We start from the raw sequence: 24,235 nt of genomic DNA on the forward strand, positions 1-24,235 counted from the left end.
CTATATAGTTTTGAATGTCCATGACAGACAAAAGAATATGATATCAATATATAAATGTTGATAACAGCTTGGTGAGAATAGCTGTAGGGGTACACCTGGTCACATTCCGAACCCAGAAGTTAAGCCTGCATACGCTGAAAGTACTTGAGGGGCAGCCCTCTGGGAGGATAGGTACTTGCCAAGCTTTTAAATATGTGCTTCCATAGCTCAGTTGGTAGAGCGCGCGACTGTTAATCGCGTTGTCGCTGGTTCGAGTCCAGCTGGAAGCGCCATTTTTTTATTTTTTGGACTTTTTAAAGTAGTTATAGAAATTTGTGAAAAATTACTTTTTAAGAAAACTTTGCTAAACATTAATTTATGGTATAATTACATAAAAAATTCATGACTGGAGTGTGAATGGATGAAAATAGAAAAGCAAAGTATGTATTATGAAAAAATGTCCATCGAGAAAAGACTGAGCATGGACAAGGAAATAAAAAAAAATAAGGCAAGAAGACTTGTAATATGGATATGTCTGGGGATTTTTATTGGTATAAGCCTTTTAAATATAGTCAGTGCCAGTTTTTACTCTGCAACATATAGTTATAGAGGTGGTTCATCTTTTCAGTTTTTAATAAAGCATTTTATATGGTTTGTTGTTGCAATAATAGCATTTGTGATAACAAATAAAATCCCCTATACTTTTTATAAAAAAAAATCAATAATAAGATTTTTCCTCTGTATCTCTACATTCCTTTTGTTAGTTGTTTTGATAGGAGCTAAGATTGCTCCTAAATTTGTTCCGGTAATCAATGGAGCTATAGGTTGGATAAGACTAGGTCCCTTCAGTGTACAGCCAGCAGAATTTTTGAAAATACCTTATATAGTAATTTTAGCAAAATTATTTGAAAATGGAGAAAAAAAAGATTTCAAAGATCTTGAGATAATACTAAATACTTCACCTATATTCTTTTTATTTGTTTTTTTAATAATAATGCAGGGGGATTTGGGAACGGTAATTCATTATACATCGATACTCTTTTTTATGCTTTTTCTATCTAAAATATCCAAAAAAATAATAGCTGGTTTTATTGGTATTGCATCGACAACACTAATATCAGGTTTAAGCTATATCTACTATTTTATAAATGATACTCAAGGTGTGGGCTACAGGGTAAAAAGAGTAAAAAGCTATCTTGATGGCCTTTTGAAAGGTGAATATGGAGATGATGTAGGATACCAAGTGGGGCAATCTCTGATCGCAATGGGAAGTGGTGGTATATTTGGAAAAGGATATGCCAATGGAGTTCAAAAATACAGCTATCTTCCAGAGATACATACAGATTTCATACTAGCTTCTTTAGGTGAGGAGTGGGGCTTTGCAGGAGTTCTATTGATAGTAATTTTATTTTATACTATATTTAGTTTGTCTATGACAATAGCTGCTGAATCAAGAGATTATTTCGCAAAGTATCTTGTAGCAGGAATGGCAAGTCTTATATTTACACAGCTTTTGATTAATTCTTTCGTTGTAACAGGGCTTATGCCAGTTACTGGGATCCCATTTCCAATATTCAGCTACGGAGGAAGTTCGTTAATAACTGTTTTTGCTGCACTCGGAATAGTTTTAAATGTTAATAAAAAAAATCTAATAGAAAAATACGGTGCTTATTAATAAAATTCTGTTTATATTTAAAAGTTAGATATAAATAATTTTATGAGAATATATATTTCTAAAACACTAAACTTAATTCTTATTTTTTTAACAATTATGCTATAATAACTAGAGGTGACTTTATGAGAAAAACAGCTTTTTTAGGAATTTTTATTTTGTTTTTTACTTTTTCTAGTGCAAAATTTTTATTTTTTAAGAACAGTGAAAGTAAAATAACTCTAAGGGTAGGTGTTGCTTCCAACTCTATTTCAGAAATTTTTAACTTTATAAAAAATAATTTTAAAGACGAAGAATTTGAACTTGAAATAATAGAGTATTCAGACTATATTCAGCCTAATATTGATCTTTTAGAAGATGTTATAGATGTGAGTTATTGTCAAAATAAAGATTTTTTGAATTTGTATAACACCGAAAACAACACCAATATTGTTTCTTATGGAGATGTATATTTTGAAAGAATGGGGATATATTCAAAAAAATACAGTAGTATAAAAGAGTTTAAAAATATTGTCATCGCAATTCCAAACATTGAAAGTGATAAGATTCGAGCTCTAAAACTTCTAGAAAATACAGGTTTGATAAGAGTGAATGATGAATATCAAATTTTGGAAAATCCAAGAAATATAAGACTTTTAGAAATAAGTCCCAAGTATCTTCTAAGGGTAATAGATCAGGCAGATGCAGTAATTGTAAAAGAAAATAAGGTTTTAAAAAAAGAATCAGATTCTTTTGAAACTTCTCTTTATTTAGAAGAGTATAATGAAAAATATATAAATGTTCTTGCTGGAAAATATAAAAGCAAGAAAAAAAAGCATATAAAAAGGTTATATCAAATATTAAAGTCAAGTGAAGTTAAGCATATGATTGAGAAAAAATATAGAGGAATTATTATCTGAATAATTTAAAAATAGTATTTGACAATGATGTAAATACTGTGTATAATGACTCTAACTTAAAAATAATAATTAATAAAAGCTAAGAAGAGGAGAGTAGCTTTAGGAAGTAGTTTAAGCGAGCCGGTTATGGTGTGAGTCCGGTAACGAAGCCTTTAGTGAAGAACACCTTGGAGCCGCCATCTGAAAGTCTCTAAAGATTATTAGGCGTGGACGTAATTGCAGCGTTAAAGCAAAAGGTATCGAGTGCATATAAAAGCAGCTCCGTACTTTCTTGAAATTTCAATTGAAATTTCTATTTGAAGGAAGTCAAGGCTCTTTGCATATGCATGCAAAGAGTTTTTTTTATAAAAAATAAGTTATTAAAAATAGGGGGTAAATTATGTGTGGAATCATGTATTATTCAGGTAAAGAAGCGGAACTATTAGGATTTGAGAAAAGTTTTGAAAGAATTGTGTATAGAGGACCTGACTCTACAGAAATACTAAAAGACAAAGGGGTATGGGGATTTCACAGATTATCAATAATGGATCTTAGCAACAGCGGAATGCAGCCTTTTATGCTAGACGGAAGTATTTCTATATGTAACGGTGAGATATACAACTTTAGAAAAATAAAAGAGGACCTTCAAGATAAATATAAATTTCACTCAGATAGTGATTGTGAAGTACTGATTCCGTTGTATAAGGAAATGGGTGTAGAGATGTTTAAATATCTAGATGCAGAATACGCCATGGTTATGTATGATGCCGGAGCTGACGAAGTAATAGCTGCTAGAGACCCGATCGGGATAAGACCACTTTTTTACGGTTATTCAAAAACTACCAAAGAAATAGCATTTGCAAGTGAGGCAAAAGGCTTAACTGATTTTTGTGAAGATGTAGCTGCATTTCCTCCAGGACATTACTATAAAGGTGGAGAATTCATATGCTACAGAGATATGACAAAGTATACGCAATTTATCGACGGAGACCTTGAAGAGATAACAGAAGGTATAAGAGAAAGACTTGAAGCAGGGATAATAAAGAGATTAGATTCTGATGCACCAGTCGGGTACCTATTGAGTGGAGGTTTAGATTCAAGTTTAGTTTGTGCAATTGCTCAGAGAAATCTTGAAAAGCCTTTAAAGACTTTTGCAATAGGGATGGAAAAGGATCCTATAGATCTTAAATATGCCAAAGAGGTAGCTGAATACCTGGGAACTGAGCATACAGAGGTAACTATCAGCGAGAAAGATGTTTTAGATAACTTAAAGCATGTAATATACTGTCTTGAGACTTGGGATATAACAACTATTAGAGCAAGTATGGGAATGTACCTTATTTGTAAATATATAAGAGCAAATACTGATATCAAAGTTCTATTGACTGGTGAAATCAGTGACGAAATATTTGGATATAAATATACAGATTTTGCACCAAGTGGAGAAGAGTTCCAAAAAGAAGCGGAAAAAAGACTTAGAGAGATCTATATGTATGACGTACTAAGAGCTGACAGATGTATATCAGCAAACTCTCTAGAGGCTAGAGTACCTTTTGGTGACTTAGATTTTGTAGACTATGTAATGGGGATCAATCCTGAAAAAAAATTAAATACATATAACAAAGGTAAATACCTTCTTAGAAAGGCTTTCGAAGGTGGAGAATACCTTCCGAAAGACATTTTATACAGAGAAAAAGCAGCCTTTAGTGACGCTGTAGGACACTCATTAGTTGACTGTATCAAGGCATTTGCTGATGAAAAGTATTCTGATGAAGATGTAGAAAAGGCAAAAGAAAAATATGCTTATGGGACTCCATTTACAAAAGAATCACTGCTATACAGAGATATCTTTGAAGAGTTCTTCCCTGGTAAAGCAGAGTGGATAAAAGACTTCTGGATGCCAAATAAAGAGTGGGAAGGTTGTAACGTAGACGACCCTAGTGCAAGAGTATTATCAAACTATGGTGACAGTGGAAAGTAACCCTTGACAAAGAAGTTTACTCTAAAGTATAATTACCCTATATAAATAAAGGCCATGAAGAGGAGAGTAACTTTAGAAAGTAGTTTGAGCGAGCCGGTTATGGTGTGAGTCCGGTAACGAAGTCTTTAGTGAAGAACACCTTGGAGCCTCCACCTGAAAGTCTAAAAGATTAGTAGGCATGGACGTAATTGCCGCGTCAGAGTAAAAGGTATCGAGTGCTCGTGTAAGTATCTCCGTACTTTCTTGGATTTAATACTGGGAAAGCTGAGCTCTTTGCGTATACTCGCAAAGAGCTTTTTTATATGGAATGGAGGATTAGTTATGGATATGAAAGATATTATAAAAAAGGTTAATTATTATGCTGGTGAATCAAAAAAAAGAGAATTAACAGAGGAAGAAAAAATAGACAGACAAAAATACAGAAACATGTATCTTGAGAGGTTTAAGGCACAAGTTAAGGGCCACCTAGATAGTATAAAAATAGTTGATGAGAATGAACCTAAATATAAAAATTAGGATGATGAGTATAGTTAGGACAGATAACTGCAAAAGAGTATAACTAGAATAAGAAATATATTAAAAATGCATTGGAGGATAAGATGGAAAAAACTTTAGTAAAGAAACTCTTTAGAGAGAGTGAAAGCTTTATTGGAAAAGAAGTTGTCATCTCAGGATGGGTAAAAAAAATAAGGTCTCAAAAGAAATTTGGATTTATTGAAATAAATGACGGATCTTTTTTTAAAGGAATTCAGGTAGTATTTGAAAGTGAACTCGATAATTTTGAGGAGATTTCAAAAGTATCTATTTCGTCTACTCTTGTTATTAAAGGTAAACTTGTAGAATCTCAAGGTAAGGGACAGTCTATAGAAATACTAGCTAGTGAGGTAGAGATATTTCAAAAAGCTGACCTTGATTTTCCGCTTCAAAATAAAAGACACTCTTTTGAGTTCTTGAGAACTATTGCCCATCTTAGACCGAGGACAAATACATTTTCTGCAGTATTTAGAGTTAGATCGGTTCTAGCTTATGCTATTCATAAATTTTTTCAAGAAAATGATTTTGTATATGTACACACTCCAATTATCACAGGGGCAGACTGTGAAGGAGCAGGAGAGATGTTTAGGGTTACTACATTAGATTTGGATAATGTTCCTAAAACTGAAGAGGGTTCTATAGACGAAGCTAAAGATTTTTTTGGAAAAGAGACTAACCTCACTGTAAGTGGTCAACTAAATGTGGAAACATACTGTGCTGCTTTCAGAAATGTATATACTTTTGGACCAACTTTCAGGGCTGAAAACTCAAATACATCGAGACACGCTTCTGAATTTTGGATGATTGAACCTGAAGTAGCTTTCGGAGATCTCGGTGTAAACATGGAACTTGCAGAGGCAATGGTAAAATATGTTATCAAATATGTAATGGATGAATGTCCTGAAGAGATGGAGTTTTTCAACAGCTTTATAGAGAAAGGCTTATTTGAAAAACTAAACAATGTATTGAATAATGACTTTGGAAGGGTTACATATACTGAGGCGATAGAGATTCTTGAAAACTGTGGAAAGAAATTTGATTTTCCTGTAGAATGGGGAATCGATCTTCAGAGTGAGCATGAGAGATATCTAGCTGAAGAACATTTTAAAAAACCAATATTTGTAACAGATTATCCAAAGGATATAAAAGCTTTTTACATGAAAATGAATGAAGATGATAAAACAGTAAGGGCAATGGATCTGTTAGCTCCTGGTATTGGAGAGATAATAGGCGGATCTCAGAGAGAAGACGATCTTCCTTTACTAGAAAAAAGAATGGAAGAAATGAATCTTAATAAAGAGGATTACACTTTTTATACTGACTTGAGAAGATATGGAAGCTTTCCTCATTCAGGATTTGGTCTAGGTTTTGAAAGAATGATGATGTATATAACTGGAATGACCAATATAAGAGACGTAATTCCTTTCCCTAGAACACCTAAAAGTGCTGAATTTTAAAAAGAATATTATTTAAAAGATGCCGGTTAGCCGGCATCTTTTATTATAATTATATAAGTCAGTTATCTAGTGCTGAGGACGTATTTTAGAACATTTTTTAGATTTTAATTATGGATAAAAATACAGCAATTACAAGAAAAAGAATTATAAAAACTTGAAATTACTGGATTATTTAAAGTATAGGATTACTATAGTTTTACTTTTTAATTGGTTTTTGGTATAATTTTTTAGAATATGTTCAGAAGGGTGAAATATATGTTTGGTTTTATATGGTGGGTAACCCTGCTTCTTTTGATTTTTTATCTGTTGACAGGAACCAGTGAGAACAAAATAAAAAGAAAAATAGAGAGAACCCTTACCTTTCCAGATGTATGGTATCGAGAGAAAATGGTAGAATGGGAATGGGAATCAGAGGCGTTGACCTTTAGCAAGGATATAAAAATAAGAGTAAGATATATAAAAAGCTTTTGTACAGGGGAAAACATGAGATATATTGTAATGTCTCCGAGGGTATTAAAAGAAAAAAAATACCCATGTATACTTCTTCTGCATGGTATGAGAGACAATGCAGATGACTGGCTTGAGAGAGCTAAAATTATAGAAAATTACGAAGGACTTTTGCATAGTGGTAAAATAGGTGAGATGATTTTGGTTATGCCTGATTCGGGTTATAATGGAGAGAGCTGGTATTCTGATTTTATAAAAAGAAAATCACATGATTATGAAAGTTATTTTGTAAAAGAACTTCTTCCAAAGATAAAATCAGAATATCCAGTTGGAAGTATTGGGATAGCAGGATTTTCAATGGGAGGTCACGGGGCCTTAAAGATCGCCCTAAGGAATATAGATGAGTTTAAGGCTGCAGGGAGTTTTGCAGGGGCCATAAGTCTTATAAGGCTAGCTGTTAACCGGAGAGTAATGAGGGTAATAAGAATGCTTTACGTGCCTCAGTTTATTTTCGGAGAAGGTGACGGTCGTCATTTTGTGCAGGTTTTTGGCTCTTGGGGGTATCAAATAATAAAACAGGATCCCTATTCTCTTATAAAATCCTATGGAAGAAAAAATCCTCATAAGCTAAAGGACAAGTACTTCTACCTAAGTGTAGGAGACGAGGATAAAAAGCCATATCTTATGCTGCAGCAGTGGATAGACGTTGTGGGAAGGCTTAAAAAATACGGATTTAATTACAATGCTCACCTCTATAGGGGTGAATCTCATTCTTGGAATTATGTGGCAAAGGATCTTCCTAACCTTTTGAAATACTTTTACGACAAGCTTAAATAAGTTTTAGGCTTTATATTTTTGTCAAACTGAAAAAAACTTTTGACAAAGCTATGGAGTTATGATATTATCATATCTGTTGTTTCAACAAAAGGAAACTACAAAATTTATAGGTATGATAATAATATGCGTCACTAGCTCAGTTGGTAGAGCACACGACTTTTAATCGTGTTGTCACAGGTTCGATCCCTGTGTGACGCACCACTCAAACGCGGGGGTGGCGGAATTGGCAGACGCGCTAGACTTAGGATCTAGTGTCTTTGACGTGGGAGTTCAAGTCTCCCCCTCCGCACCATAAGAAACTTTAAACAGCTTTTAGGAGCTGTTTTTTTATACATATTTATTTTATAACAGCCAAAGTTTGGAATAATGATTTTTTAAAAAGTAGGATTGGACTTAGATTTCAAGTATATCACTGAATATAAAGAGATCAAAATGAGATTATATTGATTGTAATTTTTAATAAAAGCGAGGTGAAAAGATGGAGATGCTAAAACCATTTGAATACTTCCTAAAAGATATTATTTTTATAGTCGGTGAAATAATAACCTTGAGTCTATTATTTTTATTTGTGTATATTATTTTCAAGATTTTATTCAAGAAAACAGATTATATACCCTTTTTAAAAAAATATAAAGAGCATTCTAAAATGGTTTTGAAAAAAATAAAAAGACTTTTGATATATAGCTACATCTTTGTTTTTATACTCCTTATGGGATACAATGGATATCTATTTTATAAAAAAATCGGTATTTATGAAAATGCTCTGCACCTAGCATCTAAAATTCCTAATAAATTTTGGACTGAAACTCTAATAGGGTCAGTAAAACTAATACTGGTGTGTATAGGGGCTAATTATTTAATCAAAATAATCTTGAAAATATTGGATAAGGCACAAGCCGCTGCAAAAGAATATAAAAATATAAGCTCAAATAATGAAACTATAGATAGTTTTTTTCTCAGACTGCGCAAAATCATAAAAAATTCTGTAAAATTTCTAGTTGTAATATATGCTATGAATTTAATGCTTTTTCCAGAGGTTTTTTTAAGCAATATGTACGTTCTTTTGAAAATATATCTTATCATTTCAGGGGGAATGTTATTTACAAAGGCAGCTACAGCAGTTGTAGATAGTCTAGAAGATCTTAGTAAAAGATACTGGTACCGTGAAGATTATGTAGGATGGTACAATAGACTCAATAATTTACTGCCACTATTTAGAAGATGCTTGGAATATGTTATTTATGTATGGGTTACTTCATTAGCGATGCTGCAGATTAGTTTTTTTGAAAGATTTGTTCCTTTTGGAACTGCATTAGTTCAAATAATAGGTATATTCTTTATAACCCGGGTTATTGTAGAGATTTTGAAATTCTTTGTTGATAAGTATATGATGAAGTCTGAAAAACAGGTTCTGAACAAGCAAAGAGAAACTCTTGTGCCTATAACTAAATCTATATTACAGAGTATAATATATTTTATTGCATTTGTACTTATGTTGAGAGCTTTGAATATAAATCCAATGCCTATACTAGCCGGTGCTGGTATTTTAGGTATTGTCATAGGTATGGGTGCCCAGTCTCTCATCAATGACTTGGTTGCAGGAATATTTATTCTTTTTGAAAGCATATTTTTAGTGGGTGACTATATAGAGACGGGTTCAGCTAAGGGTATAGTGGAATCAGTCCTTCTCAGAACTACTAAAATAAGAGATCCTAACGGACAACTTCATATACTTAGAAACGGACAGATAGAGGGTGTTGAAAATTACTCTAAGGGATACACTTTTGCTGTGGTAGAGGTAGGGGTAGCCTATGAAAGTGATCTCAAACATGTTTTTAACGTTCTCACTAGTTTAGGGAAGCAGATAAAAGAAAAAAATTCTAGTGTGCTAGAGGAAATGATAGTTCAAGGGATAAAAGAATTTGGGGAATCTGAGCTTCTTATAAGAACCGTAACTAAGGTGAGACCGGGGCATCATTTTAGTGTGGCCTATGAGCTGAGAAATATGATAAAAGATGAATTTGAAAAAGAAGGAATAGAGATTCCTTTTGCAAGAAGAGTGCTTATATTTAAAAATCAAGAGGAGATAAAACAAGATATAGAAATATAAACTGAAACTTTATTATTTTTGAAAGTTAATAGATTTTTAAAAATTCCAGAGGTGTGCAAAGTATAGATTTTAAGAAACATATTCTATAACTTTTACACCTCTTTTTATATTGTCTTATTGATCTTTTATTTCTATGGGAATTATCGATTTTGACTTGGAAGAATAAAGTCCTCGCAGAGTCAATTTTGTCTCATGGGTGACTGAAAGTGAAAGAAACGGAAGTGCTATAATTGTATTGAAATAATCTTTTTCTATTTTTAAAATATTGAAATGATTGTTTTGATTTTTTAATTGTCATTAGACAGTAGAGCATAAAATTTCAAAATATGTCAAATTAAACTATTAAGGTTTAATCATGTTTAAAAGATAAACCAAGAAAATTGTACCAGATACAACTAAGAGCATATTTTTTTTGAGAAGAATAAGTGTTCCAGCAAATATTAGTCCTGCAAGAGATATCCACATAGTATCTGTAGAGTAAAGCACATCTGGAAATAAAAGTGCTCCTATTGCAGCAAAGGGAATATATTCTAAAAATGATTTTAAAAAACTACCTGGTTTCTTTCCTGTATGGCAAATTACAGGCACAGCCCTTAAAAAGTAATTTATGAACATACTACCTAGAATTACCATCAAAAATTTAGTTTCCATCTTCGTCCTCCTTTACTGGGAAAAGCAGTGCCCCTATTGCAGATGTGAGTATAATAGAGATAATAACTCTCCAGTTGCCCACAAAGTTTTTAAGAAGCGGGGTATAAAAGAAAATGGAACTTATAAGTATTCCCAGTAGAGTGACAACTGCAATCTCTTTTGAATTTTTTACAGCTGGAAGAATAAGTCCGAGAAACATTATGTATATGGCTATACCGGTACTGGCTAATATTGATCCTGGCAGGAAGTCGGCTGCAACTATCCCCACAAGTGTCCCTCCAACCCAACCAAGCCACGACATAAGCTGTGATCCCAACATAAAATTGACGTTGGTCTCTTCTTTTGTCATGGCCAAGACAAAGACCTCATCTGTTATTCCAAAGGCTAGTATTCCTTTAAGTTTGGTACTAATCCCTCTTGAAAGCTTGTTGGCAACACATAAAGACATAATAAAATATCTGGCATTTATCATAAATGTCGTCAGAAGGATATTCCAAAGAGATGCTTTTGATAAGAGCATAGTAGTAGAAATAAATTGAGTAGCCCCGGTAAAATTAGTCATGGACATAAGTACAGCCATATAACCCGGCAAACCTGCAGATTTTATGATGAGTCCAAATGTCACGGCAATTGGGAAATATCCCATGAAAATGGGAGCGGCACTTTTCATACCTATTTTAAAATCATTATTTGATCTTAGTCTTTTTAAAGCCACAGCTTTCACCTTTCATTCCTCCAATTATTGAAAATTTAAATAATCAGTATTTTACACCTATTTTTTTTATTTTTCAATAAATTATTAGAAAATTCGGTTTTTGGATGCTCAAAAATTAATCTCAATATTTTTTCTTTCACTGAGGAGAATCATATTTCTCATATATTTTGTATTTTTTGAACTTAGACATTTTTCTTGAATTTTTTTTCCTGTGTGAATGGACCTTCGTTAACAAAGGGGGAAAATTCTAAGCATAATTATTTTCCTAATAAAAAAACACAAGAAAATAAAAACTTGTGTTTTAAAATAATGATTGTCTGCTACTTTATTACTTTTTTCTCAATGAAATTGACATCTAATAAGAAATTTTTATGAAAATTCTACTTTTTCTATCTTTGGTTTATCCTTTCTAAAAATTCTGAATAACTGCAAGAACCCAGTATATCCGAAAGCATTTTTTTATCAGTAACTATTTTCGCAATTTCAGAAAGAACCTTTAAGTGTCGGTTCATAGGATCTGATTTTGGTGACAAAAGTACTATGATAACCTTAGGATTTGATTTTACATTCTCCACTGAAAACTTATTTTTATTTGTTGCAATATATACTTGATAATCATCGATAGACTCCATATAGGTATGAATAAGAAGAGTTTCGTGTGTCAGCTCTACCGGATATTTTTTAAGTACATCTTTCAAATCTTCATATACTTCCCGGCTTTCTCTTTCATCTGAAAATTTATCTGTGATTATTTTTAACAATTTTTCAGGATTATTTTCAGAAAAATCAAACAAAAAATTATTTTTTGATAATCTTCTTATAATAGAGATATCCCCCTTGGTATTTTCATAGGAACACTCTTCTTCACCGTTGCAGTTAGTTGAAGGATAGACGGCGATAAGATTGTTGTTTACAAATTTCTCCACAAGTTTATTTGGAAGTCTGTCAAAAGTAAGACGCCATGCCAATTGTCCCTGTTTTGCCATTATCTGAATAATCATGTCACTATCCTTTATTATCCCTGACAGATTTTCTTCAATAACTTTCCAGCTATTTAAAGTCTTAAATTCATAGTTAAGATTAGATGTGTTTTTAAGGATTATCTTTTGTAATTCCCCTTTTGTCGGTTCATCTGATATTATTACCAATTTGGAGTTTATTGATAAGGCCATCTTAATTATAGAATAAAATTCATCAACAAAGCCAATCTGTCTGTTAATTAAAGGAGGGACTATTAGAAACATATTTTCTGTTATCCCAACAGGATGGATTATCCTTGTTATGTATATGCTTACATTACTTTTTTTCACCGATTGATCTATAACCTTGCTAAAGACTCTGTTGTGGCTTTTTTTTATATTATTCCAGTTTATAATAACCTTAGAAATCCTGTACTCTTTAATAACTTTTGTTATGGCATTGGACACGTTGATATCTATTCGATTTAGAGGTATGACACTCTTTTGCAATGAATTTGCATGGGTAACTACTTTGGCGAGGAATCTCTCACCTTCTAAAATCTGTCTCTCCACATCTTGACCGTCTATAGCCACCGTAAGTGGATATAAAGGCTCATGGCTTCCTTTTTTCTTTATTAAAAAAGCAAATTCTATTAAGTCTTTTAAATTGTTTGCTTCACTGACAGGTATAAGTATTCTATCGGTTTTTACATCAGATGAAACTTTGTAATTGGTCTGTTCATCCAACATCACTTCTTTTGCATATTTTTCTGTAAAAATAGTTCCTAAAAAACAAGTAGAGACTATCATCATTATAGATCCAGTCAGAATATCTTCATTGAATATCCCCACTCTGTATCCTATCATTACAACTGCCAGTGTAGCCGCAGCCTGATTCACACTCATTGCAAACATCAAATTTGTCTCTGATTTTTTAAGCTTCACCTTATTTCCAAACCCCACTGCTGCCAGATACTTAGACAGTATCGCCACTGTAATCATTGTCAGGGATATTTTTAGTGCTCCAGTCCCTGTAAAGAAATGGCTTACGTCTATTATCATTCCTACAGATATCAAGAAAAAAGGTATAAACATAGAACTTCCTATGAATTGTACCCTGTTCATCAGGGTACTCTTTTCAGGTATAAGAGTGTTTAATACAAGTCCTGCCAAGAAGGCTCCTATAACAGGCTCTAAACCGATCATGTGTGATAGATGGGCCAAAATAAACAACACAGCTATTACAAAAACATACTCCTCAACTCCAGACTCTGAAGAATAGTTTCTAAAAAACCACCTTGTCAGTCTCGGAAGATATAATCCTGTCAATGCAACATATAGAGTACTTAAGGAAAATAATTTTATCCAGAAGTAAACCCCAAGGTTTCCTTGGTTGGATGCTATGACAACTATCATTACTAAAAATGCCAAGGTATCAGTAATAATAGTAGCTCCTATGGTTGTAGAGACAGAGCTCTTTTTAGATAATCCCAGTTTACTGACTATAGGAAAACTTATTAGAGTATGAGATGAGAAAAGACTAGCCATGAGCACCGATGCCATTAAATTCATTTTTAGTATATAGACTCCACTTAGAATTCCCATAACCAAAGGGACTGAAAATGTCAGCAGTCCAAACAATATACTGTGATGTTTATTCTTTTTTACCTCTCCGAGGTTTATTTCAAGACCAGCTTCAAACATGATATACAAGAGCCCAATTGTCCCTAGTAAATCTATGGTTCGGTCATTTTCCAATATTCCGAAGGTATGTGGCCCTACTATGAGACCTGCTGCAATAAGACCTACTATCCCTGGGAGTTTTAATTTTTGAGCAAACAGCGGTGCTACAAGTACACTGGACATAACAATAGCAAATATTAAGACAGGATCATGTATAGGTAGACTAACCAAAGTATATCACTCCTTTTATATTAAATTTTTATTACTTATATTTTACTATAAGAATAGTAGTAAGTCTACTACAGAGATCAACTTGTGAAGCATTAATATTGTTATTAATAATAGACGCTTAAAACTGCCAAATTCTATATTTATAAACTATATATTCAGAGTTTTAATTCTCAAAAATACAACTTTTTAGAATGTATTTATTAAATTTTGACTTAAAACTTTTTTTGCACAAGTCGAATATATCACTATTTTTATCATGAAAAGAAACTGATTCATTTAAAAATTCAAAAAAAATTGAGAATTTCTGAATTCTGGTATAAAAAAGATTGAAAAATGTTAGAATAGATAGTGAATGGAGGGATTAAAATGGAATTAATTGTAAACGGCAGTTATATATACATATTTTCAATTTTTATTATGATGTTTTTATTTTCAAAAATAGCAGAAGGAAAACTCTTTGAAGGCGAGGAGATACGTGTATATAATAATTATCCGGTGATGATGAAATTTGTTCCTGGAGAAAAAAATATGCCCTTAGTTGTAGTATCACCAGGGGCAAACAGCACAGCTAGAATTTTTTACGGTGTTCATGAAAGTTTTGATTCTAAACAGTTTTTGGCCTACTGGCTTTATAAGCGAGGTTATAATTTACTTTTTCTTTCTTATCCACTGGAGGTAAAGGATCAGGTGTTTGAAGGAGCCTACCCGGGTTTTACAATTAAACAGTGGGGCGAGCAGATAGCTCTAGCTTCAAAAGATGTAATACAGGAAAACAACCTGGAAAATAAAGTCATAGCCGTAGGGTGGAGCATGGCTGGGAGGGTATCCCATGCTTTGGGAATAGCTGCTGAAAAAATAAAACTGGATATAGAACTATGGATAGGGCTAGCTGCGACACCTCCTATGCCTGGATTGTCGTCTCCTACAATATACCCAAAATTAAAAAAGAGTAATGATGATAAAGGAATATTTATGGTTGGTGATAAAGGTTATGCAGTTTTTGGAAGCGGAAGAAGAGAAGCCAGAACAGTGGCTGAAAACGCAATGTTAAATGGGTTAGAAAGTGACAGTTTAATCCCTCGTGAAATTGGAAGGACACATTATTTTGGGAATACTCCCATAAATCTTTTTAACCATGGATGGAGGTATAGAGGTGGGGAATTTGTTAAAAATTTTAGTGAAACCATAGAAGACTCTGCAGGATATGATTATGCGGGATATCCTCTCACTGCAAATATAACCAATGATTCAATAGATGATGCCAGACACGCCATGACAGACAAGTATAACTGGGGGATGGTTATAGTAAATAAGATAACCAAAAGTTATGTTTTGCCTCAGATGAGATTAAAAAAATTTAACGATACAGAGTGGAAAAAGATAAGGGAGATGGTCCGAAAAGCTCCTGAAGAGTTAAGTCTTGAATTATCAGGTAATCATTTCTTTTTTCTGGGCAGAAAGGGAGCCAAAGGGACTGCAGACGCTATAGATGAATTGCATAAAAGGTCGAAGGATTTTAAAAGTAAACTTGTAGAAATTTTGGGTATAGAGGTAAAATGATTTTTATAAAGAGCTCACTTACTTAAAGGAAAACCAAAATTTTAAAGTATATAAAAAAGGTCGACTTTTTAGCCGACCTTGAAAAATTCTTATCAAAAAGAGTTAAAGCTCTTTTTAAATGAAACATTTTTAATTTTGTTTCTTAGTATAGCAGATAAAAGATAAACTGCTAACTCATAACAATTACTTCGTTAGCTTTGTCTTTTTGATTTTTTTCAATATTCAATTGTCTCAAGAGTTATACCTCATCTTCAATATTTTTGACATCATCAACTCCTATTAAATCTTAAAAAAATCAATAGAATCTTTAGTATATCCCAGATCCTAAATAAAAATAAATTTACGATTTCTCCCTAAATGATTCCTAGGGTAAAATGGAATTTTTAAAATCTGAGAAACTAAATCCGTTTTTTTGAAAACTTTAATATCTCTTTCTTATAATACCTTTACAAAGTGAGAAAAGATATTCCTTTATTTTTTGTTATTTTGTTTTTGTTCAATTAAAATAAGTTTACAGGGGAGGAAATAAATGATAATAGTAGTAGCGAAATCAATTTTGAAAGAAGGAAAGACAGAGGAGTTTAAAAGCCTGACTAGGGAACTTATAGATGAGACTAGGAAGGAGAAGGGGTGTATAGAGTATGTTCTTTATGAAGATACAGAAAGTGCAGGAACCTTTACCTTTATAGAGAAATGGGAAGATATGGACTGTCTCGAAGCACATTTTCAAAGTGAACATTTTAAAAGAATAGGAGCTAAGGTGAAAGAACTCAGAAAAAGCAGAGATATCAACATTTACAAAGAGGCTTAAAATCGAGCTATGTATTTTGAAGCGTTGTAATATTAAATTTTTATATTTTCTCTAGGAGTTGACAAAACAGGGAAAAAGAAGTTATACTAGTTATGAAAATAATAAATATAGGAATCTTCAGGGCAGGGTGAAATTCCCGACCGGCGGTGACAGTCCGCGAAGGCCATAGGGCCTTGATCTGGTGTAATTCCAGAACCGACAGTAAAGTCTGGATGGGAGAAGGAGATTTATAGAGCTGTATTTTTACGGCTAATTTCAGTCTAATCCTAGTAAGAACTATGCCCGGAGTTTATCCGGGCTTTTATATTTATAATAAATGGAAAAACAAGGAGGAATTATGAGAGTTATTGAGGGAAATTTCACAGGAAAAGGTCTAAAAGTAGGAATTATAGCAGGAAGATTTAATGAGTTTGTTTCGTCTAAATTAATAGGTGGAGCTTTAGATGCTTTAAAAAGACATGAAGTCTCTGAGGAAGATATAGATTTAGCATGGGTTCCAGGCGCCTTTGAAATGCCGCTAGTAGCTCAAAAAATGGCAAGATCTGGGAAATACGATGCTGTTATTACACTTGGAGCAGTAATAAGAGGAGCCACTCCGCATTTTGATTATGTATGCTCGGAGGTTTCAAAGGGAGTAGCTTCAGTCTCTTTAGAAACAGGTATCCCTGTAATATTTGGAGTTCTTACAACGAATACAATAGAGGAGTGTATTGAAAGAGCCGGTACAAAGGCTGGAAACAAAGGATTTGATGCAGGAGTATCTGCTATAGAAATGGTAAACCTTTTAAAGGGGATGTAAACTATGGATAAAAAATACATGGAGACGGCTCTAAAACTCGCATTAAAGGGAGAAGGGAATGTAAACCCAAATCCTATGGTAGGAGCCGTGGTGGTGAAAAACGGAACTATAGTAGGGGAAGGGTATCACAAACAATACGGAGGTCCTCATGCTGAGGTCTATGCCTTGAATGAGGCAGGATCTGAGTGTCGCGGCGCCACGATTTACGTGACCTTAGAGCCTTGCTCTCACTACGGGAAAACTCCTCCGTGTGCTGAAAAAATAATAGAGATGGGTATAAAAAAGTGTGTGATAGCCTGTCTTGATCCTAATCCCCTTGTGGCAGGAAGAGGAGTAAAAATTCTAGAAAGAGCCGGTATAGAGGTGGAAGTTGGGCTGATGGAAAAAGAAGCCTTAGAACTAAATAGGGTATTTATGAAGTACATAACTACGGAAAAACCATTTGTTTTTCTTAAATGTGCTATTACCTTAGACGGAAAAATAGCTGCCAGAACAGGAAGTTCTAAATGGATAACCAACGAGGTCTCTAGAGAGAAGGTACAAAGATTGAGACACCGTTTTATGGGAATAATGGTAGGGGCAAATACCCTTGTTATGGATAATCCACGGCTCAATGCAAGGATAGAAGGCGGAAATGATCCCTTTAGGATAGTAATAGATCCTGAGCTTATTGTTCCCAGTGATTCAAATTTTGCAAGTATGAAAGACGGTAAGAGCATAATAGTAACTTCAGAAAAAAACAAAGATTCAGAAAAAGTATCACTCTTGGAAGCGAGGGGGGTTCGTTTTGCCTGGCTTCCTGGGGATGAGTTTAAAATAAGTGATATTCTAAAAAAAGTTGGTGAACTTAAGATAGATTCTGTTTTACTTGAAGGAGGAAGTTACCTCATATCTAAGGCCTTTGAAGAGAATGCTATAGATGGAGGAGAGATATTTATAGCCCCTAAGATATTGGGAGACCAAAAAGGGATACCTTTTATAAAAGGATTTTCATTTGACAGTATTGAGGAAGCTTTTGAACTGAAAAATGTTAAATTTAATCAGTATGGAAATAATATTTCAGTGGAATTTTATAAAGATTAAAAAAAGGGGGTGACCCAAATTTTTACAGGACTGGTAGAAGAGATGGGGGAAGTAATCTCTGTTGCAAGAGGAGAAAAATCCCTGAAAATAAAAATAAAATGCAAAAAAGTACTTGAGGGTGCCAAGATAGGTGATAGTATAGCAACAAACGGTACCTGTCTCACAGCTGTAGAGTTAGGTGATAATTATTTTACGGCAGATTGTATGTTTGAAACAGTAAAAAGAACAAACCTGAAAAGGCTGAAAAGTGGGTCAAAGGTAAATCTTGAAAAATCCCTGACGCTGGCCACTCCACTAGGAGGTCATTTGGTTACAGGGGACGTAGACTGCGAGGGGAAAATAATCTCTATAAAACAGGAAGGAATTGCAAAAATATATGAGATCAGCGTAGAGCCTAGACTGATGAAATATGTGGTTGAAAAGGGTAGGATAACCCTCGATGGAGCCAGTCTAACAATTGTTGACTTTACAAAGGAAAGTATAAGTGTATCACTCATACCACACACTCAAGAGATGATCACTCTGGGCTATAAAAGAATCGGAGATTATATCAACGTTGAGACTGATCTTATAGGAAAGTATGTGGAAAGGCTTTTACATTTTGATAACAGCAAAGAGGAGAAAAAGAAGAAGGGAATCGATGAAAAATTCCTTTTTGAAAACGGATTTTTTTAAAAACGGGAGATGAATTACTATGCTAGATAGAATAGATGAAGCTATAGAGGATATAAAGGCCGGAAAAATGGTAATTGTGGTAGATGATGAAAACCGTGAAAACGAAGGTGACATCATTATCGCCGGGGAAAAGGTAAGCTATGAGAGTATAAACTTTATGGCCAAATACGCCAGAGGTCTCACATGTGTACCTATGACAAGAGAGAGGGCAGATCAGCTGCACCTTCCTCAAATGGTAAATAGAAATACAGACTCTCACGGGACAGCATTTACTGTCTCAGTAGATGCTGCAGAAGGTACCACTACTGGAATTTCTGTAGCAGACAGAGTAAAAACTATAACTGATCTAGTAGATGAAAGCAAGGGACCATGGGATTTTAAAAGACCGGGACATCTTTTCCCATTGGTGGCAAAAGACGGAGGAGTCTTGGCAAGACCAGGGCACACAGAAGCTGCTGTAGATCTTGCAAGACTTGCGGGTTTAAAGCCTGTGGGAGTTATCTGTGAAATACTAAAGGATGACGGAACAATGGCGAGACTTATGGACCTAAAAGAGTTTGCAAAAGAGCATGACCTAAAAATTGTATCTATAGAAGACCTCATAAAATACAGAAAAGAACATGATGTACTAATGGAGGTCTATGCAACTGCAACTATGCCTACAATTGCTGGAAATTTTGAAATAGTTGCCTTTGATAATAAATTGGATGGTAAAGAGCATATTGCTCTTATAAAAGGAGATATAAAAGGTAAGGAAGATGTTCTTATCAGAATACATTCAGAGTGTTTTACAGGAGATATATTAGGGTCGATGAGATGTGACTGCGGACTTCAGCTGAAGGAAGCTATGAAAAAAATAGACGAAGAAGGAGCTGGGATTATCCTGTATCTCAGACAAGAAGGTAGAGGGATCGGTCTTATCAACAAGATAAAAGCCTATGCACTTCAGGACAAGGGATTGGATACAGTAGAGGCAAATGAGCAGCTAGGATTTGAAGCTGATCTAAGAGACTATGCTGTAGCTTCTCAAATGTTAAAGGCTTTAGAGGTTAAATCTGTGAGAGTCATGACAAATAACCTTAGGAAGGTAAATGGCCTCGAGAAATACGGAGTAAAGGTAAATAAAAGAAAGGGTATAGAGGTAGACTCAAATGAAAATAATCTGAGATACCTTAAAACCAAGAAGACTAAACTTGGACACATATTAAAACTGGATGAAAATAAATAATTTTATGGTATTTGTATAGGATGAATTATCATGTTTATGGGAAATTGTCTGCTAAAATTATTCTGATAGAGATACTTAAAAGAAGAGGGAATTTTCCCCTCTTCTTTTATCTTGTTATAAAAGTATATTCAGTAAAATTCGAGTTTAACAGTAAAGATTCTGACATGGAAATGTCTGTATTATTTTGATTTTTTAATTAGGTTATATTTTTTTCTAAAATTTCTATTATTTCCCGGATAATTTCTCCTATTTCATTTTCTACTTTTGGATTTTTAAAATGGGTTTTTCTTACTGGAACTACCAATTCGTGATAATTGTCTGCATATTTATAAAGATGACTTTTATAGCCTTGAGAATCGAGCAAGAGCTTTATTTTACTGAAATCATCGCTTTCTTTCTGGTTGATGCTAAAGCATAGCGGAAAACCAAAGGTATTCCATATACCAAAGTGCATTCCAAACCAAAGGCCGTACTTCTCATTTTCTTTTATCCAGTATCCGTATTCCTCTTTCCATTCTTCATCTTTTGTTACTTCTCCAAACTGTTTGTTGAGACGGTCTACAATTTCACAAGAATTTCTAATTAATTCAGGTATTTTTTTGTTTTCAATTAACATAATCTTACACCCCTATTTTAAAAGTATAAAAACCCAAAAAAATCCTATACAGTATATAATTCAGTAAAAAACAGTTATATCCTTCTTTAAAAATATAAAGAAGAATTAGTACAAGAAATTATCCAGAAGAATGACAAAATTTAATTATATTTAATATGCTGTATTTTATTATTGAATAGTGGGGTATTTGTATTTTACAAGGATTACTACTGATCATATCTTCTAAATCGGACTTCTTTTTTATAAATAGGTACTTCTAAGTCTTGAGCTATTTTTTTAGTAGAAGTATTTTTAGAAAGGTCGATACTTTTAAAATCTCCTAAAACCGAGACAGTTTCATTTTCTTCTGAGGTATCATTTTCCTCAACAACTTTAGTTTTAGGATCTAACTTTTTCTCAGGGTCAATATATCCATCAGGATAAGTATAGTAAAGTGTTTCTAGTAGAGTTCCGCTGTTTATGATTTCTAGTCTTTCTATATGTCTTTTTTCATTTTTTCCAATGTAAAAATAGTTGTATGAAAATCGTCGTCCATTACTTTCGACAAAATCTAATCTTCCTTTTGGATTGTAAACCTTCACTGTAACCCCTATACCGTTACCAGTGATAAAACTCTGGGGTCTGTAAATAGCTTCTGTGGTATAGTTTACGAAGTTTTTGCCTTTTCTTACACTGTAATATCCTTCCTCGTTTGTTGTGTAACTTATCTCGGACCATCCTCTTTTCCTGGTGGGGACCTTTCTGGTAAATCTTCTTATAATTGGATATTTCATGAAATAAAGAGTCGAGTCCTTTCCTATACGTCTGACATATTCTTTTTCTAGAATTTCAAAGGGTTTTCCTTTTTCGTCTAATAGTGTTTCTTTTGAAAAAAGTAGCTTATTCTGGGAAAATCCGGAATGAAAGGCAACTGTACGACCGTGAATTTCTTCTGTTTTCATAGTTGGGGTCTCTTTTTTTATGATCTTATAGGAAAAATCTCTTCTTTTGGATTTTTCTCTCATGACCACAGTTACATCGGTGCTGTTGTCGGGGTTATCATTATAGGCGTAGGTCATTGTGATATCTCCATCATCTAAAAAAATAATCCTTCCCAAATCATCATATTTAAAGCTGAAAAAATCTTTTTTTATGATGTTTCCATTTCGGTCTTTTTCATATGTTATTTTTCCGTTAGAGTCTTTTATTATTATCGGTATCTCAGACTTGGCAGGCAAACATGATAATGTAAAAATGATAAAGTAAATTATTATTTTCAATTGTATTCCTCCTAAAAAAATTCGATTAAAACAAGACGAATAAAATCGATTCTCTAAATTATACTACAAAAATATATAGAATCTCTTTGTTTATGAAATTTTTTTTAAAAATTAAAAAAGCTATTTATTTCACTTAAGTTGCATCTTTGGTTTTTTAAAGTTATATTATTATTAGAGATTATTATTCATTTTAATGAAAGATAGAAGTAAATGACAGGTCTTTTAAGCTGTGGAAAATCCTTTTTTCACGCCTTTTCAGACAACAAATCGTTTTACTTTCTTTGTTCGTAAGGTACAGAGAGTGGGGCGTATTTTTTTTGTGATTTTTTTAGGATTGATTGCAAGAGGCAGAGTTATTATAATTATTAAAGATTAATTTAATTAAATAAAGTGGCATTAAAACTGTTTTCTGTGTTAAATTTTAATAGAGAATTAAAATGCTTTTTTGAGATTAAATGTTTTGTTTTAGAATAATTTGTCGCTTAATATAACTTATAAATGATATATTTGTTGAGGATTGTATTTATCAATTTTTAAGAATCACCAATAAAAGATATAATCTAATTATGTGATACGGGATATATGTGTCTGTTATAATTTAAGAAATGCCTCGGTAGTATAAAAAATTTTAAAAAAGGGTGGTTAATGTGAAAGAACTTGATTTGACAAAAGTAACAGAAGAAGTTGCAAGACTCTGTATAGAGGCCAACTACTTTATTGGTAAGGATGTAATGGGGAAAATCAAAGAAGCCTTGGAGAAAGAAGAGTCTCCTGTAGGAAAAAACATTTTAGAGCAGATAATTACAAATGATGGTATCGCTGCTGATGACCAGGTCCCTATGTGCCAAGATACTGGACTGGCAGTAGTTTTCTTGGAAGTGGGTACAGAAGTAAAAATAAACGGTGACATCTATGAGGCTATCAACGCCGGTGTAAGAAAAGGATATGAAGAGGGATATCTCAGAAAATCTGCAGTAAGACATCCTCTTGACAGAGTCAATACAAAGGACAATACTCCTGCAATTATTCATACTAAACTTGTACCTGGATCAGATAAGGTGAAGATTATCGTGGCTCCTAAAGGTGGAGGAAGTGAAAATATGAGTTATGTAAAAATGCTCGCTCCTGCAGCAGGTGTAGAGGGAGTAAAGAATCTAATAATTGAAGCTATCAAAGCCGGTGGAGGAAATCCATGCCCTCCAATGGTAGTAGGTGTGGGCCTAGGAGGAACTTTTGAAAAAGCTGCTCTTCTAGCCAAAGAGGCACTTATGAGAGATCTAAATGATAAAAGTCCAGATCCTGTAAATGCAAAATTAGAAGATGAACTTCTTGAGCTTATTAACAATACTGGAGTAGGGCCACTAGGTCTAGGTGGAAAAGTAACAGCTCTAACTGTAAAAGTAAACAGTTATCCATGTCATATAGCATCACTTCCAGTTGCTGTAAACATAAACTGTCATGCAGCTAGGCATAAAGAAGTAATCCTATAATATATCATTTAAATTTGGAGGGGAAAAATGATTAAGTTAACAACACCTTTAACGGCAGAAGATACAGAAAAACTAAAATCAGGAGATATAGTACAAATAACAGGTACAATTTATACTGCAAGAGATGCAGCTCATGCTAGACTTGTAAAGTTAGTAGAAGAAGGAAAAGAATTACCTTTTGATGTAAATGGTCAGATTATATATTATGTAGGGCCATCTCCTGCTAAGCCAGGAAATCCTATAGGAAGTGCAGGGCCTACAACAAGCTATAGAATGGATCCTTTTGCTCCTACTCTTTTGGATCAGGGCTTAAAAGGAATGATAGGTAAAGGGGGAAGATCTCAAGAGGTAAAAGATGCCTGTGTAAGAAATAAAGGGGTTTATTTTGCTGCCACAGGTGGGGCTGCTGCACTTATAGCAAAGTGCATCAAAAAAGCTGAAGTGATAGCTTATGAAGATTTAGGATCAGAAGCAATAAGAAAACTTGAAGTAGAAGATTTTCCTGTTATTGTAATCAATGATACTTATGGAAATGATCAATACGAAACAGGACAAGCTGAATATAGAAAATAATTATTAG

At 33.5% G+C, this 24,235-nt stretch carries 20 protein-coding genes, 3 tRNA genes, 1 rRNA gene and 1 riboswitch; of the genes, 19 read left to right on the forward strand and 5 right to left on the reverse strand.

The annotated features are described in order from the left end of the window. Nucleotides 1-67: 67 nt before the first annotated feature. The 11 genes from rrf (at nt 68) to ILYOP_RS10285 (ending at nt 9,895) form a co-directional block, all read left to right on the forward strand. Nucleotides 68-184: ribosomal RNA gene (gene rrf / locus ILYOP_RS10235) — 5S ribosomal RNA — on the forward strand. Between the two features lie 12 nt (nt 185-196). Beyond that, nucleotides 197-272 (forward strand) — tRNA-Asn (locus tag ILYOP_RS10240). A 128-nt stretch (nt 273-400) separates the two neighbouring features. Then, on the forward strand, nt 401-1,654 hold the full coding sequence (locus ILYOP_RS10245) for an FtsW/RodA/SpoVE family cell cycle protein (protein ID WP_013388440.1): 1,254 nt from the start codon (nt 401-403) through the stop codon (nt 1,652-1,654). Between the two features lie 122 nt (nt 1,655-1,776). After that, complete coding sequence (locus ILYOP_RS10250; RefSeq protein ID WP_013388441.1) at nt 1,777-2,550, forward strand: MetQ/NlpA family ABC transporter substrate-binding protein; 774 nt, start codon at nt 1,777-1,779, stop codon at nt 2,548-2,550. A 379-nt stretch (nt 2,551-2,929) separates the two neighbouring features. Next, entirely contained in the window at nt 2,930-4,510 is a 1,581-nt protein-coding gene (asnB, locus tag ILYOP_RS10255) for an asparagine synthase B (RefSeq protein WP_013388442.1), read from the forward strand. Between the two features lie 321 nt (nt 4,511-4,831). Continuing rightward, nucleotides 4,832-5,026: a DUF896 domain-containing protein gene (locus tag ILYOP_RS10260; RefSeq protein ID WP_013388443.1), complete on the forward strand. Its 195-nt coding sequence runs from the start codon at nt 4,832-4,834 to the stop codon at nt 5,024-5,026. An 83-nt stretch (nt 5,027-5,109) separates the two neighbouring features. Beyond that, on the forward strand, nt 5,110-6,501 hold the full coding sequence (asnS, locus tag ILYOP_RS10265; protein ID WP_013388444.1) for an asparagine--tRNA ligase: 1,392 nt from the start codon (nt 5,110-5,112) through the stop codon (nt 6,499-6,501). Between the two features lie 255 nt (nt 6,502-6,756). Beyond that, the gene (locus ILYOP_RS10270) at nt 6,757-7,785 is read left to right on the forward strand and encodes an alpha/beta hydrolase (RefSeq protein ID WP_013388445.1); all 1,029 of its coding nucleotides are present in this window, start codon (nt 6,757-6,759) and stop codon (nt 7,783-7,785) included. A 125-nt stretch (nt 7,786-7,910) separates the two neighbouring features. Next, nucleotides 7,911-7,986: transfer RNA gene (locus ILYOP_RS10275), tRNA-Lys, on the forward strand. Nucleotides 7,987-7,993: 7 nt separating this feature from the next. Next, nucleotides 7,994-8,077 (forward strand) — tRNA-Leu (locus ILYOP_RS10280). A 186-nt stretch (nt 8,078-8,263) separates the two neighbouring features. After that, nucleotides 8,264-9,895, forward strand: coding sequence for a mechanosensitive ion channel family protein (locus tag ILYOP_RS10285; RefSeq protein WP_013388446.1), 1,632 nt, complete (start codon nt 8,264-8,266; stop codon nt 9,893-9,895). A 342-nt stretch (nt 9,896-10,237) separates the two neighbouring features. On the opposite strand, the gene ILYOP_RS10290 is transcribed toward ILYOP_RS10285, so the two are convergent. The 3 genes from ILYOP_RS10290 to ILYOP_RS10300 all read right to left on the reverse strand — a co-directional run bounded on the left by ILYOP_RS10290 (nt 10,238) and on the right by ILYOP_RS10300 (nt 14,134). Further along, on the reverse strand, nt 10,238-10,546 hold the full coding sequence (locus ILYOP_RS10290; RefSeq protein WP_013388447.1) for an AzlD domain-containing protein: 309 nt from the start codon (nt 10,544-10,546) through the stop codon (nt 10,238-10,240). Beyond that, nucleotides 10,536-11,270 (reverse strand): AzlC family ABC transporter permease, encoded by a 735-nt coding sequence (locus ILYOP_RS10295; RefSeq protein ID WP_013388448.1) that lies wholly within the window; start codon nt 11,268-11,270, stop codon nt 10,536-10,538. The genes ILYOP_RS10290 and ILYOP_RS10295 overlap by 11 nt, the downstream gene beginning before the upstream one ends. Nucleotides 11,271-11,650: 380 nt before the next feature. Continuing rightward, nucleotides 11,651-14,134: a cation:proton antiporter domain-containing protein gene (locus ILYOP_RS10300; RefSeq protein ID WP_013388449.1), complete on the reverse strand. Its 2,484-nt coding sequence runs from the start codon at nt 14,132-14,134 to the stop codon at nt 11,651-11,653. A 366-nt stretch (nt 14,135-14,500) separates the two neighbouring features. On the opposite strand from ILYOP_RS10300, the gene ILYOP_RS10305 reads away from it, so the two are divergent. The 6 genes from ILYOP_RS10305 to ILYOP_RS10330 all read left to right on the forward strand — a co-directional run bounded on the left by ILYOP_RS10305 (nt 14,501) and on the right by ILYOP_RS10330 (nt 20,290). Then, entirely contained in the window at nt 14,501-15,694 is a 1,194-nt protein-coding gene (locus tag ILYOP_RS10305; protein ID WP_013388450.1) for a hypothetical protein, read from the forward strand. Nucleotides 15,695-16,223: 529 nt separating this feature from the next. Next, nucleotides 16,224-16,505, forward strand: coding sequence for a putative quinol monooxygenase (locus tag ILYOP_RS10310; protein ID WP_013388451.1), 282 nt, complete (start codon nt 16,224-16,226; stop codon nt 16,503-16,505). A 109-nt stretch (nt 16,506-16,614) separates the two neighbouring features. Continuing rightward, nucleotides 16,615-16,733, forward strand: a riboswitch (FMN riboswitch). A gap of 109 nt (nt 16,734-16,842) precedes the next feature. Beyond that, entirely contained in the window at nt 16,843-17,304 is a 462-nt protein-coding gene (gene ribH / locus ILYOP_RS10315; RefSeq protein ID WP_013388452.1) for a 6,7-dimethyl-8-ribityllumazine synthase, read from the forward strand. 3 nt (nt 17,305-17,307) lie between these two features. Then, on the forward strand, nt 17,308-18,387 hold the full coding sequence (ribD, locus tag ILYOP_RS10320) for a bifunctional diaminohydroxyphosphoribosylaminopyrimidine deaminase/5-amino-6-(5-phosphoribosylamino)uracil reductase RibD (protein WP_013388453.1): 1,080 nt from the start codon (nt 17,308-17,310) through the stop codon (nt 18,385-18,387). Nucleotides 18,388-18,405: 18 nt separating this feature from the next. Next, on the forward strand, nt 18,406-19,062 hold the full coding sequence (locus ILYOP_RS10325; protein ID WP_041921323.1) for a riboflavin synthase: 657 nt from the start codon (nt 18,406-18,408) through the stop codon (nt 19,060-19,062). A gap of 19 nt (nt 19,063-19,081) precedes the next feature. Continuing rightward, a complete protein-coding gene (locus ILYOP_RS10330) occupies nt 19,082-20,290 on the forward strand; it encodes a bifunctional 3,4-dihydroxy-2-butanone-4-phosphate synthase/GTP cyclohydrolase II (RefSeq protein ID WP_013388455.1) in 1,209 nt (402 codons plus the stop codon). Nucleotides 20,291-20,486: 196 nt separating this feature from the next. Here the strand turns inward: ILYOP_RS10330 and ILYOP_RS10335 are convergent, their stop codons facing one another. Further along, complete coding sequence (locus tag ILYOP_RS10335; protein ID WP_013388456.1) at nt 20,487-20,906, reverse strand: hypothetical protein; 420 nt, start codon at nt 20,904-20,906, stop codon at nt 20,487-20,489. A 206-nt stretch (nt 20,907-21,112) separates the two neighbouring features. Next, nucleotides 21,113-22,165, reverse strand: a complete 1,053-nt coding sequence (locus ILYOP_RS10340) for a hypothetical protein (protein WP_013388457.1) — start codon at nt 22,163-22,165, stop codon at nt 21,113-21,115. Nucleotides 22,166-22,812: 647 nt separating this feature from the next. Here ILYOP_RS10340 and ILYOP_RS10345 point away from each other — a divergent pair. Continuing rightward, nucleotides 22,813-23,655, forward strand: a complete 843-nt coding sequence (locus ILYOP_RS10345; RefSeq protein WP_013388458.1) for a fumarate hydratase — start codon at nt 22,813-22,815, stop codon at nt 23,653-23,655. Nucleotides 23,656-23,682: 27 nt separating this feature from the next. Further along, a complete protein-coding gene (locus ILYOP_RS10350) occupies nt 23,683-24,228 on the forward strand; it encodes a Fe-S-containing hydro-lyase (RefSeq protein ID WP_013388459.1) in 546 nt (181 codons plus the stop codon). Nucleotides 24,229-24,235: the final 7 nt, after the last annotated feature.

The sequence above is a fragment of the Ilyobacter polytropus DSM 2926 genome (assembly GCF_000165505.1).
In the GTDB taxonomy this organism is placed as follows: domain Bacteria; phylum Fusobacteriota; class Fusobacteriia; order Fusobacteriales; family Fusobacteriaceae; genus Ilyobacter; species Ilyobacter polytropus.